Source organism: Saccharopolyspora sp. NPDC050642, from assembly GCF_040654735.1.
Lineage (GTDB): Bacteria > Actinomycetota > Actinomycetes > Mycobacteriales > Pseudonocardiaceae > Saccharopolyspora > Saccharopolyspora elongata.
Map to the genome: position 1 here is coordinate 110,264 of NZ_JBFAIN010000019.1, position 12,027 is coordinate 122,290.

General features: G+C 70.7%; 10 protein-coding genes. 6 read left to right on the forward strand and 4 right to left on the reverse strand.

Translation table 11 applies throughout. The features are described 5' to 3' along the window. Positions 1-42: 42 nt before the first annotated feature. The 4 genes from AB0H93_RS26530 to AB0H93_RS26545 all read left to right on the forward strand — a co-directional run bounded on the left by AB0H93_RS26530 (position 43) and on the right by AB0H93_RS26545 (position 6,756). Positions 43-1,389, forward strand: a complete 1,347-nt coding sequence (locus AB0H93_RS26530; RefSeq protein WP_358575920.1) for a DUF3100 domain-containing protein — start codon at positions 43-45, stop codon at positions 1,387-1,389. A gap of 86 nt (positions 1,390-1,475) precedes the next feature. Beyond that, positions 1,476-2,963 (forward strand): GGDEF domain-containing protein, encoded by a 1,488-nt coding sequence (locus tag AB0H93_RS26535; protein ID WP_358575922.1) that lies wholly within the window; start codon positions 1,476-1,478, stop codon positions 2,961-2,963. A 430-nt stretch (positions 2,964-3,393) separates the two neighbouring features. Continuing rightward, positions 3,394-3,969 carry a TetR/AcrR family transcriptional regulator gene (locus tag AB0H93_RS26540; protein ID WP_358575923.1) on the forward strand — a complete coding sequence of 192 codons (576 nt, stop codon included), beginning with the start codon at positions 3,394-3,396 and terminating at the stop codon, positions 3,967-3,969. Between the two features lie 177 nt (positions 3,970-4,146). Next, positions 4,147-6,756 carry a M14 metallopeptidase family protein gene (locus AB0H93_RS26545; RefSeq protein ID WP_358575925.1) on the forward strand — a complete coding sequence of 870 codons (2,610 nt, stop codon included), beginning with the start codon at positions 4,147-4,149 and terminating at the stop codon, positions 6,754-6,756. A gap of 222 nt (positions 6,757-6,978) precedes the next feature. Here the strand turns inward: AB0H93_RS26545 and AB0H93_RS26550 are convergent, their stop codons facing one another. Then, positions 6,979-7,125 carry a hypothetical protein gene (locus AB0H93_RS26550; protein ID WP_358575927.1) on the reverse strand — a complete coding sequence of 49 codons (147 nt, stop codon included), beginning with the start codon at positions 7,123-7,125 and terminating at the stop codon, positions 6,979-6,981. A gap of 85 nt (positions 7,126-7,210) precedes the next feature. Continuing rightward, positions 7,211-8,224, reverse strand: coding sequence for an NADP-dependent oxidoreductase (locus AB0H93_RS26555; RefSeq protein WP_358575928.1), 1,014 nt, complete (start codon positions 8,222-8,224; stop codon positions 7,211-7,213). Positions 8,225-8,328: 104 nt separating this feature from the next. On the opposite strand from AB0H93_RS26555, the gene AB0H93_RS26560 reads away from it, so the two are divergent. Beyond that, a complete protein-coding gene (locus tag AB0H93_RS26560; protein WP_358575930.1) occupies positions 8,329-8,973 on the forward strand; it encodes a TetR family transcriptional regulator in 645 nt (214 codons plus the stop codon). 11 nt (positions 8,974-8,984) lie between these two features. On the opposite strand, the gene AB0H93_RS26565 is transcribed toward AB0H93_RS26560, so the two are convergent. Both AB0H93_RS26565 and AB0H93_RS26570 read right to left on the reverse strand, forming a co-directional pair. Further along, positions 8,985-10,370, reverse strand: a complete 1,386-nt coding sequence (locus AB0H93_RS26565) for an amidase (protein WP_358575932.1) — start codon at positions 10,368-10,370, stop codon at positions 8,985-8,987. Positions 10,371-10,582: 212 nt separating this feature from the next. Then, on the reverse strand, positions 10,583-11,581 hold the full coding sequence (locus AB0H93_RS26570; RefSeq protein WP_358575934.1) for a pirin family protein: 999 nt from the start codon (positions 11,579-11,581) through the stop codon (positions 10,583-10,585). Positions 11,582-11,655: 74 nt separating this feature from the next. On the opposite strand from AB0H93_RS26570, the gene AB0H93_RS26575 reads away from it, so the two are divergent. Further along, a complete protein-coding gene (locus AB0H93_RS26575; RefSeq protein WP_358575935.1) occupies positions 11,656-11,973 on the forward strand; it encodes a GNAT family N-acetyltransferase in 318 nt (105 codons plus the stop codon). Positions 11,974-12,027 lie beyond the last annotated feature (54 nt).

The window sequence follows — 12,027 nt, forward strand, 5'->3', positions numbered from 1 at the left end:
GGCGGCTCACCGCCGGAACCCCTCGCAGGAAGCAGCAGCCCGATGACCACTTCCGCCGTCCCGGCCAAGGCCGGAACGAAGCAAACGCTGCCGATCGCCGCCCTGGCACTGGTCATCGCGCTGTTCGTCCAGTTCGTCGGCCAACTCGAAATCAACCTGGGCATCGGGTCCATCATCATCTTCCCGATGGTGTGGGGGCTGGTCCTCGGCCTGCTGGTGTCGGTGCAGAGGTTCAAGCCGCTCGGCCTGGACCTGCAGAAGGCGGCCTCGGCCCTGGTCGGCGTGGCAGTGATGCTGCTGGTGGCCCGGCTCGCCTTCAACATCGGGCCTAGCCTGCCGGCCCTGGTCAAAGCGGGGCCCGCCCTGCTGCTGCAGGAGATCGGCCACCTGCTCGGGACGATCGTCCTCGCCCTACCGCTGGCCGTGCTGCTGCGCATGGGCAAGGCGACGATCGGTGCCACGTTCTCCCTGGACCGCGAACCGTCGTTCGCAATGGTCTCCGAGAAGTACGGGCCGGACTCGGACCAGTACCGCGGCGTGCTGGCGATGTACGTGTTCGGCACGCTCTTCGGCGCGGTGTTCATCACGCTCCTGACGTCGCTGGTGGCGAACTGGCGGATCTTCGATCCGCTGGCGCTGGCCATGGGCGCGGGCGTCGGGTCCGGATCGATGATGGCGGCGTCCACGGCGAGCATCGTGGACGCGTACCCGGCCGACGAAGAGGCCGTCCTGGGCATGGCCGCCGTGTCGAACCTGATCACCACGATCCTGGGCGTGTACGTCGGGATCTACCTCGCGCTGCCGCTGGCTGACCGGTTTTACCGGCTGCTCACCCGCCGTCAGGGCAACCCCGCTCCTGGGCCGAGCGCGTCGGCGGCTTCCGCCGGTGCCGGGTCGGACGAGGTCGCTGAAAATCGCGCGTTCCGGGAGCAGGTCGTCGCGGCCTCGGCCCAGGTCGCGCTGCCGCTGTGGCTGTCGCTCGGGGTGCTGACGGTGCTGGGCATCGGCACCGCCTCGATCGCGGCCGGCGCCTTGAGCTGGAAGGTCGTCGGCGGCTACGCGGTGCTCCTGGCCCTGGTACTGCTCGGGCTCCTCCTGGCGAAGGTCTCCCGGAAGATCTCGGCGATCGTGTGGATCACCACCGTGGGCGCCTACATCTCCAGCCCCTGGTTCCCCGGCGCCGAGGTGCTGAACCCGCTGGTGAAGTCGGTGGACTTCCTCTCGATCGCCACCATCATGCTGACCCTGGCGGGGCTGTCGCTGGGCAAGGACATCCCGCTCCTGCGGCGGATCGGCTGGAAGATAATCCCGGTCGGCCTGGTCGCGATCACGGCGTCGTTCCTGCTGTCGACCGTGATCGCCGAGTTCGCCCTCGGTCTGTGGGGCTGAGCGATCCGCCGGGATCGGTAGTCTGAACGCACCGCGGTGGCGCAGAACAGCAGGTCACCGGGTTGCGCGGCTGCGAGGACGAGGCAGTGCGGGAGAACGATCCGTTGATGGCGGGGCTGGTCCCCGAGCCGGACCGGCACGTCCGGGTGCTGCTGGAGTCCGGCCGCCCGAACGCCGCCGGCCTCGCCTTCAAGCGGCTGGTCGCCGACGGGGCGAACCACGTCGACGGCCGGTGGGACTCCGCCGTCGTTCTCGTGCACCGGGCCTACCTGGCGTGGCGGCTGAATCGAATCCCGCTCGCCCTCGACCTCGTCGCCGAGGGGTGGACCGGGCTCGACGTCGACCGGCCGCAGGGTGGAGCCGCCGCCCAGACCATGGGCATGCTCGGGGATCTGCTGCAGGCCGTCGGGCACCACGCCGCCGCGGAGGAGCTCATCACCCAGTCCGTGCAGGTCGCCCGGCGCTGCGGTGAGCCGGAGGTTCTCGCGCACTGCCTGGAACGGGAGGCCAACTGCTGGCAGCTCCGGGCCATGAGGGCCAACGGCACGGCAGACGAGTGCTTCCGCACGGCGCTGGAGCTCTTCGACGAAGCGCTGTCGCTGGCCTCCCCCGGACAGGTCCGCCACCGCGCACTGGCCGGCAGCGCCCGGGCCCTGGTCGCCCTCGGGCAGGGCGCCGAGGCGGAGAGCCGCGCGGTGCGGGCGCTGACGGCTAGCGAGGAAGCGGAGGACCACTACACCTCGGCGATCGCGAACTGGGTGCTCGCCGAGATCCGCCGGCACCAGCGTCGCCTGGTCGAAGCCAGGATCTTCGCCGGTCGAGCCGTCGAAACAGCGGAATGGATCCGGGACACCAGGCTGCGGATGCGGTTCTCGCAGGCCCTGACCACGATCTGCCGAGAGCTGGACGACCCGGTCGGCGAGGCCAATGCGTTGCGCAGCATGGTCGCCGCCAGCAGCGCCGCCATGCACGCGCTGCAGGTGGGGCTCGGCCAGGCCCTGGATCAACGCCGCGTCGCCATTCAGGCGCAGCGCCAGGAGTCCGCCGCGCAACAAGATGCGTGCAGGGAACCGCTGACCGGCCTGCTCAACCGGCGCGGCGTGGAGCAACGGGCGGCGGCTGCCGATCAGGTCGCAGCGCGGTGGCTGCTCGTGATGGACATCGACAACTTCAAGGAGATCAACGACGCCGCGGGCCACACCGCAGGCGACCTCGTCCTGCAGGAGGTCGCCAAGCTGCTGCAGCGCGAATGCGGCCCCGACGACCTCGTCTGCCGGTGGGCGGGCGACGAGTTCGTGGTGCTGCTCGCCGACCAGCAGCCGGATTCCAGCACTGCCGGTCCGGAGCTGGCCGAGCGCATCCGCGCCGCGGTGGAGAGCCACGACTGGACGCCGCAGCTGGGCCCGAGAACCCGCCCGCTGACCGTCAGCGTCGGCGTCGCCGCCGGGTCCACCGATTTCGATCCCCTCTTCGCCGCCGCCGACCGCGCTCTCTACCTGGCGAAGCGCGCCGGCCGCAACCGGGTCGAGATCGACAGCACCCAGCCCCCGACGCTTCCTCCAGCGCAGAGCTGACCGCAAAACCGCACCCCACGACGAAGAGTCGGATGCGTAGCCGCAGCCGCCGAGCGGTTCACGGGCCGTTTGGTCGTGGCTGCCCCAGCGCCGTCACCACCGCTTGGGCAACCAGGCCCCGGTCTGCCAGCCCCGCCGGCTCGACCAACCACACCCCCGCGGCCCTCGCCTCCCTGCATCCCGAGGAGTATGTCGGCCGGATTTGCCTGAACGAAGCGTCTTGACAAAAAGTCAGCTCCGGACGAACCTGATCACACCCGACATAGCCCCGAAACCGCCGCTCCTGCACCAGCCGTCGACCCGAGTCCGTGCACGTCGCCTGAACACCTTCGCGCTTCGCATCAGCCGCTCGGGAGAGAACATGGAACAGCCCCGCCGCGAGGCCGTCTCGCCAGCACGACCGCACCGAGGCAGTGTCCGGAACGAGGCTGTGCACCGCGACGTTCTGCGGGCCGCGAGCGAGCTCCTCGACGAGCGGGGGTATTCGCGCCTCACGATGGAGGCGGTCGCCCACCGCGCCAAGGTGGGCAAGGCGACCGTCTACCGGTGGTGGTCGTCGAAATCCGCGCTCGCGCTGGAGGTGCTCGCCGAGCGCTACCAGTCGCATCCGGTGCCGGACAGCGGAGACAGCCGGCAGGACCTGGTCGCCTTCCTCAGCGTCAACATCGTCGAGCAGCTCCGGCAGGTCGACCGGGCCACCGCTCTCGCGCTCAGCGCGGACGTCGCCGACGATCCCGAGGCGCGGCGGATCTGGGTGGACCTCGGGGTCACCCGGCGGCGGCTGGGGCGCGCCGTGGTCGGCCGGGTGATCGCGCGCGGAGATCTACCCGAGGACACCGACGTCGATCTGGTGCTGGACATGTTCGCGGGCTTCACCTTCTTCCGGCGCAACCTGACGGACCGGCCGATCGGGGTGCAGTACGCCGAGCAACTGGTCGATCTCCTGCTCGGCGGCCAGGTTCCGCGCCGGACCGCGCAACGGGCGACCGGACCGCCGGAGGACTGAGGGCTTCCCCGCAAGCGGTCGGCTCACCAGGCCGAACCGCCTTCCGCCGCCGCGCGGGTGAAAAGGACCCCGGGCCGGTGCTGTCGACACCGGCCCGGTTCCAGCCGGACCGCCGATGGACCTCAGTGGGCGCTGGGCACGGCGATCCGGACATCTCCTCGAAAAGGAGCGTAGTTGATGAGAAGATCCACGACCCTCGGGCTGGCGGCGGGTCTCGTCGCGGCCCTGCTCGGGGGCGCAGTGAGCGCGGTCGCCGCCCCGGCGGCGGTGCCGACACCGGAGTCGGTCATCGGCTGGCAACCGTGCGCGGACCGCAAGATGGCCAGCTACGAGCAGATCGCCGACTACTTCCGGCATCTGGACGACACCAGCGACCGGATCCAGTTGGTGGAGATCGGGAAGTCCAGCGGAGGACGACCGATGCTCATGGCGCTGATCTCCTCCGAACAGAACCTCAAGCCGAAGAACCTCCAGCGGTACAAGGAGATCTCCCGCCGGCTCGCCACCGGGGAGCCGGCCGCGGCCGAGGCCGAGCAGCTCGCGCGGGAGGGCAAGTCGATCGCCTGGGTCGACTTCGGCATCCACTCCGCCGAGATCGCCAGCGGACAGACCGCGCCCATGTTCGCGCACCGGCTGGTCACCGGCGAGTCCGAGGAGATGCGCCGGATCCGCGACGACGTGATCACCATCGTCGTGCCGAACATGAACCCGGACGGCACCACCATGGTCGCCGACTGGTACAACGAGCACGTCGGCACGCCCTACGAGCGGACCTTCCCGCCGGAGCTCTACAACAAGTACGCCGGGCACGACAACAACCGCGACTGGTACATGTTCAACCTGCCGGAGTCGCAGAACATCGGGCGGCAGCTCTACCACGAGTGGTTCCCGCAGCTGATCCACAACATCCACCAGACCGCGCCGTACCCGGCCCGGATCTTCGTGCCGCCGTTCGAAGAACCGGTCAACCCCAACATCAACCCGGAGACGACCCGCGGCGTCAACCTGGTCGGCGACGCCATGACGCGGCGGCTCGACAGCGAGGGCAAGACCGGCGCGGTCTCCCGGACCACCTTCGACATGTGGTGGAACGGCGGAATGCGCTCGGCGCCGTACTTCCACAACATGGTCGGGATCCTCACCGAGACCGCGCACACCTGGCCCACCCCGGCGACCTACGACCCGAAGGACTTCCCGCCGACCTTCCCGAACGGCGAGTCCACTTCCCAGCCGTCGGCGTTCTACCCGAGCCCGTGGCGCGGCGGCGAATGGCACCTGCGGGACAGCTGCGAGTACATGGCGACCACGTCGATGGCGATGCTGGACGTCGCCTCGGAGAAGCGGGACGAGTGGCTGCGCGGCATCTACCGGATGGGCCGTGCGGCGATCGACGCTGGCGCGAACGAGAGCTACGTCATCCCCGCAGACCAGACGGATTTCCCGACCGCGGTCAAGCTCGTGAACGTCCTGCGGATGGGCGGGATCGAGGTGGAGCGGGCGACCGCGCCGTTCTCTGTGCAGAACCGGACGTATCCCGCGGGCAGCTTCATCGTCCGCGGCGCCCAGGCGTTCCGGCCGTACCTGACCGATCTGCTCAACGCGCAGGTCTACCCGAACCGGGAGCAGTACCCGGGTGGGCCGCCGGACGCGCCTTACGACATCACCGGTTGGACACTGCCCATGCAGATGGGCGTCCAGGTCGACAAGCACGCGCAACGCGTCCCCGCCGTCGGTGAGCCGGTCGATCGGGCGGCACCACCGCGCGGCCGGATCAGCGAAAAGCCCGTCCTGGCGCTGGATCCGCGCGTGAACGACTCGGTCGCCGCGGTCAACGCGCTGCTCGGTCGAGGCGCGTCGATCGCCCGCAGCACCACCCCGGTGGCCACGGACGCAGGCGAATGGCCGGCTGGCACGTTCCTGATGAGCAACGCCGATCGCGCGAAGGTCGCCGAAGTCGCCGACCGGTTCGGCCTCGTGGTGGCCGGAGCGGACCGGCTGCCTGAGGGCACCAAAGCGCTGACCGCACCGCGAGTCGGGCTCTACTACCCGTGGGGCGGCGCGATGAGCCCGCAGGCGCTGGCCACCGGCAGCACGAGCACCGGCGGCGGCAACATCGACGAGGGTTGGACGCGGTTCCTCCTGGAGCAGTACGGGTTCAACCAGGACAAGCTCACCGACGACGAGGTCCGCGCAGGCCAATTGCGGCAGCGCTACGACGTGATCGTCCTGCCGGACGCCACGTACGCCGCGATGCGAGACGGTCAGAAGCCGGGCTCGATGCCGCCGGAGTACACCGGTGGCATGACCGAGGCCGGTGTGGCGAACCTGAAGCAGTTCGTCGCCGACGGCGGAGTCCTGGTCACGCTCAACAACGCGGAGGAACTGGCCCGAACCGGCCTCGGAGTACCGGTCCGCGACGTCACCGAAGGTCTGAAGGACACCGAGTTCTTCGCCCCCGGGACGCTGCTGAACATGCGGTTCGACCCGAACCAACCGATCGCATGGGGCATGCCGGAGCGCGGCGTCGGATTCTTCGCCCGCAGCCCGGGATTCGCCACCGACGCGCACTCGGTGCGAACGGTGGCGTCCTATCCGGACGAGAAGCTCCTCGCCAGCGGTTGGATCCTGGGCGAGCAGACCCTGCACAACCGGTCCGCGGCCGTCGACGCGCAGGTCGGCCAGGGCCACGTGGTGCTGCTCGGTTTCCGGCCCCAGCACCGGGGCCAGTCGCACGGCACCTACAAGTTGCTGTTCAACTCGCTGTTCCTCAGCACGACCGCGAAGTGAAACCCTGGTCTGCCGGGTCGCCACAACGACCCGGCAGACCACCAGGGGTCCACCGCGGACGGGGGCGCGCCTGGCCGAACGAGCCCGGACCGAAGACTGGTCCTATGAGGAGTTCCTGGCCGCCTTCCTGCAGCGCGAGGCGGAACGCGCCGTCGAGCTCATGCTCGCCGGAACCGAGGCACCCGCCGAAGCCGTTGTCGTCTCCCCCACCCTGCGTCGTCCTCAGTCGACGCAGCGAAGGCCCCGAGATGTCCGCCGGCGGCGCTGCTCCGGCCAAGCCAAGCCGATCACCTCGGGAACGAAGAGGATCGCGACGTAGTAGGCCATGAACTGCACGCCCGCGTGCATTCCGCACAAGGCGGTTGGCAACGCCGGCGAGCATCGCGATCAGCAGCGTGGCCACTACGCCGAAGGGGCCACCTTCTCAGTCGTCGACGGAGAAAGCTGGGGAGACTTACCCGGCGTTTGCGATCTTGACCAGCATCTTGCCGGTGTTCTCGCCGCGCATCATGCCGAGGAACGCCTCCGGCGCGTTGCGCAGGCCCTCGACGACCGTCTCCCGGTAGCTGATCTTGCCCTCGCGCAGCCAGCCGCCGACCTCGGCGAAGAACTGGTCCTTGCGGTGCGCGTGGTCGATGACGATGAAGCCCTGCAGCTTCAGGCGCTTCGAGACGATCTTGAACAGGTTGTTCGGGCCGGGCTTCGGCTCCGCGTTGTTGTACTGCGAGATCATGCCGCACTCCGCCACTCGGCCGAAGTCGTTGAGCACCTCGATGGCGGCCTCCAGGTGCTCGCCGCCGACGTTGTCGAAGTAGACGTCGATGCCGTCGGGCGCGGCGGCCTTGAGCTGCTCGACGACCGGGCCGTCGTGGTAGTTGAACGCGGCGTCGAAGCCGAGTTCGTCGACGAGGTAGCGGACCTTCTCGGCCGACCCGGCGCTGCCGATCACCCGGGACGCGCCGCGCAGCTTGGCGATCTGCCCGGCCAGCGAGCCCACCGCCCCGGCCGCGCCGGAGATGAACACCACGTCGCCTTCCTTCTGCTCGGCGATGTCGGCGAGCCCGACGTAGGCGGTCATGCCGGGCATGCCGAGCACGTACAGGTAGGCGCTCAACGGCGCGACCTGCGGGTCGACCTTCACGGCGTGCTTGGCTTCGAACGTCGCGTAGTCCCGCCAGCCGAAGTAGTGCAGCACGAAGTCGCCGGGCTGGAAGCCCTCGGCGTTGGCGGCGACGACCTCGCCGACCGCGCCGCCCTGCAGCGCCTTGCCCACCTCGAAGGGCGGCACGTACGACCTGCCCTCGTTCATCCGCCCCCGCATGGCCGGGTCGACGCTCATCCAGACGTTGCGGACCAGCAGCTCGCCCTCGCCCGGCTGCGGCTGCTCGACCTCGACGACGTCGAAGTTCTCCTGCGTCGGCCAGCCCTTCGGGCGGGACGCGAGGCGGATCTCCAGGCCCTTGCTCATCGTTGCTCCTCCATCGGTGCGGTCGACACCGACCATACATAAAGTGTCAGTCGCTGCCAATTGTCGCTACGTGACTTATGTCGTCCTCTGGCATAATGACGGGCATGAGTGCCCCGACCGACCAGGGTGGCCTGCGCGCCCGCAAGAAGCAGCGCACGCGGGCCGCGCTGATCGACGCGGGCCTGGACCTGTTCCTCACGAAGGGCTACGACGCGACGACCATCGACGAGATCGCCGCCGAGGTGGAGATCTCGTCGCGCACGTTCTTCCGCTACTTCGCCGGCAAGGAGGACGTCGCGCTGGCCAAGGGCGACGAGTTCGACGAGCTGGTGCTCGAAGCCCTCACCGCCCGGCCCGCCGCCGAACCGCCGCTGCTCGCCCTGCGGCACGCGGTGCTGGCGATGATCCACGAGGCCGCTGCGGGTGACGGCGTCCGCCGGTTCCTCCAGGTCCAGCACCTGATCAACAAGACACCGGCGCTGCTGGCCGGCAACCTGCGCCGCGCGGCGGGCAGCGAAGAGCGGCTGACCACCGAGATCGCCGCGCGGCGGGGCGTCGACCAGGCCCATGACATGCGGCCCCGGGTGCTCGTCGGGATGGTCTGCGCGGGCCTGCGCATCGGCCTGGAGACGATGTGCGCCGACCCGCGCCGCGATCTGGAGCGGCTGGTCGAGCTCGTCGAGGAGGCCATCGACCTGGCCACCGCCGGGATCCCGCAGCGCTGGGGCGACGACCCGCACACCTGGTGAACGCCGCCTGCTCAGAGCCTCGGCCAGGGGCGCTGCGCGGGGCGGAGCTGCTCGTACGCCCTGGCCAGGGCGAGGGTGCCCAGGTCGTCGAAGCGCTTGCCCGCGATCTGCAGGCCGATCGGCAGGCCCTCCGGGGTCCAGCCGCAGTTGACCGACACCGCCGGCTGGCCGGACATGTTGCAGGGCAGCGTGAACGCGATGTGCTCCATCGCCCGCATCGGGTCGCCCGTCGGGTAGGCCTGCTCCGCCGGGAAGGCCGGGATCGGCGCCACCGGGGACAGCACGTAGTCGAAGTCGCGGGCCACCCGGTTGGCCGCCACCGAGATCGCGTCCATCTGGCTGAAGCCGTGGAACACCTCGGCCGCCGAGACGTCCTCGGCGCTGGTCGCCCACTGCGCGATGCCGGGCAGGATCTTGGCGCGGCGTTCGGCGGGCAGGGCCGAGATGTCGGTGAACGACCGGAAGCGCCAGAACAGGTCCATGCCGTCGAGCATCTCGCGGGACAGGAACGGGTCGATGGGTTCCACCGCCGCCCCGGCGGAGGCGAACAGCTGCGCCGCGGCGGTCACGGCGGCGGTGACCGCGGGCTCGACCGGCAGCCCCACCCGGTGGTCGAGCAGCAGGGCGATGCGCAAGCCGCGCACGTCGCGGTCCAGCCGCGTCCAGTCGACGTCGGCCGGGGGAAGCGCCGTGTGGTCGCGCTCGTCCGGGGCCGACAGCACCGACGTCAGCAGCGCGGCGTCCGCGACCGTGCGGGTCATCGGGCCGATGACCCGGCCTGGATACGGCGGGGAGACCGGGATGCGGCCGAAGCTGGGCTTGAGCCCGACCACCCCGCACCAGCCGGCGGGCAACCGCACCGAGCCGCCGATGTCGGTGCCCACGTGCAGCGGCCCGTAGCCCGCGGCGGCCGCCGCACCCGCCCCGGCGCTGGAACCGCCGGGCGTTCGCGTCAGATCCCACGGGTTGCGGGACAGGTGGTGGAAGCTCGACGCGCCCGAGGAGAGCATGCCGTAGTCGGGCATGGTGGTCTTGGCGAAGATCACCGCACCGCTCTCGCGCAGCCGTGCGGGCGCGGGCGCGTCTTCCGCGGCCGGGATCAGCTCGGTGGCCGCGGTACCTTGCGGCACCGGCGTCCCCTTCGTGGCGATGTTCTCCTTGACCGTCACCGGCACCCCGTCCAGCGGCCCGGCCGGTTCGCCGGCGTGCCAGCGCCGTTCCGACGCCCGGGCCGCGACCCGGGCACCTTCGGGATCCGGCGCGTAGAGGGCGCACAGCTTGGGCTCGCGGGAATCGACGCGCGCCAGCACCGCGTCGATGGCTTCGACCGGCGAGGCCTCGCCCGCCCGGTACGCCGCCACCAGATCCACGGCCGGGAGGTCGGCCAGCTCTGTCATGCCACGTCTCCTCGTTCGCGTCCGAAGCCCCGAGTCTCGGCCAGCGCGCAGCGCGAGGAAAGTTGGCAACGTGTCCACACCGGGGGCGCGAACCGTGCACAACGTCAGTTGACTCGCACCGTCCGCCGCGGACCGTGACCAGTCCACTGTGGATTCAGCGCGTCGGTCCGGCCGAGTGGATGCCCGGCCGGACCGGCGGTGAACTCCGCGGCTCAGCTCGGACGGCGCGTTCGGCCCCGGGCCCGCAGCTCGACGTTCGGCAGTTCCGGTGCGGGCAGCGCCGGGCCGCCGTAGCCGTGCACGACCCCGAACCGGCCGTCCGGGTCGGCGGCCGCGCGGCCGTGCTCCCACTCCGCCCTGGCCTGGGCGACTTCGTCGTGCGAGCGCCCGACGAAGTTCCACCACATGACGATCTCCTCCTCGAACGGGATGCCGCCGAGCAGCATCGCCCGCGCCGGGCCGTCGCCCCGCACCGAGAGCTCGTCCCGGCCGCGCCCGAGGTAGAGCATGTTGCCCCGGGCCAGCGGCTGGTCGTCGACGGAGACGCCGTCGGAGACCGCCAGCACCGCGTGCTCGAACTCCGGCTCCACCGGTAGCCGCAGCGTGCGGCCCGCCGCGATCGACAGGTCCGCGCCGACCAGCGGCGTGTAGGTCCGCGCGGTCGACTCGGCGCCGGCGAGCGCGCCCATCAGCACCGTCACTGCACCGTCCGCCGTGGACAGCACCGGCAGGTCGGCGTGGTTCTCGAAGTGCGGGGCGACGTCGCGCCGGTCTCCGGGCAGCGCCACCCACAGCTGCACGCCGTGCAGGACCGGGCCGTGGCCGACCGGTGACTCCTCGGAGTGCGAGATGCCGAAACCGGCCGTCATCAGGTTGAGCTCGCCCGGCCGCACCAGCTGCTCGCTGCCCAGGCTGTCGCGGTGCAGCACCTCGCCGTCGAGCAGCCAGCTCACCGTCTGCAGGCCGGTGTGCGGGTGCGGCGGCACCTGCATGCCCGGCGCCCCGGCGATGTCGGCCGGACCGTAGAAGTCGGCGAAGCACCAGGCGCCCACCATGCGCCGGTCGCGATTCGGCAGGGTCCGGCCCACCATCATCGCCCGCGGGCCGCCCAGCGGCACGGTGCGCGGTTCGAGGAGTTCGCATTCCCGCCCGGCGGCGGTCGCCACGCCACCGCAGCGCAGTTCGGCCGGATCGTGTTCCACGTTGCTCACCCGGCCAGCCTCCCCCATCCCGGGCTGCGTGCACAATCGACGGGACCGATGCCGATCGCTCGTGGAGGCAGAACGTGACCAGTCCGACCAAGCCCGAGGTCGTGGACAACCCCGACGCCAAGCGGTTCGAGATCCGCGCTGACGGCGAGCTGGCCGGTTTCGCCGAGTACCGGCTGCGCCCCAAGTCCATCGCGTTCGTGCACACCGAGATCGACTCCCGGTTCGAGGGCCGCGGCCTGGGCAGCGCGCTCGTCCGCACGGCGCTGGACGACGTCCGGGAGCGGGGCCTCGCGGTGCTGCCGTACTGCCCGTTCGTCCGCCGCTGGATCAGCACGCACCCGGACTACCAGGACCTCGTCCCCACCGACAAGCGCGCCGAGTTCGAACTTTGACAGTCCTTTGTGGTCAGTCCGGATGGTGAGCCGCTCCGCGCGGCGGGCCTAGGC

What these genes read in the sequence shown, in the direction of transcription:
- AB0H93_RS26530 (WP_358575920.1), top strand. Translation starts at nt 43, where the DNA reads ATGACCACTTCCGCCGTCCCGGCCAAGGCCGGAACGAAGCAAACGCTG.
- AB0H93_RS26545 (WP_358575925.1), top strand. Translation starts at nt 4,147, where the DNA reads ATGAGAAGATCCACGACCCTCGGGCTGGCGGCGGGTCTCGTCGCGGCC.
- AB0H93_RS26555 (WP_358575928.1), bottom strand. Translation starts at nt 8,224, where the DNA reads ATGAGCAAGGGCCTGGAGATCCGCCTCGCGTCCCGCCCGAAGGGCTGG.
- AB0H93_RS26560 (WP_358575930.1), top strand. Translation starts at nt 8,329, where the DNA reads ATGAGTGCCCCGACCGACCAGGGTGGCCTGCGCGCCCGCAAGAAGCAG.
- AB0H93_RS26565 (WP_358575932.1), bottom strand. Translation starts at nt 10,370, where the DNA reads ATGACAGAGCTGGCCGACCTCCCGGCCGTGGATCTGGTGGCGGCGTAC.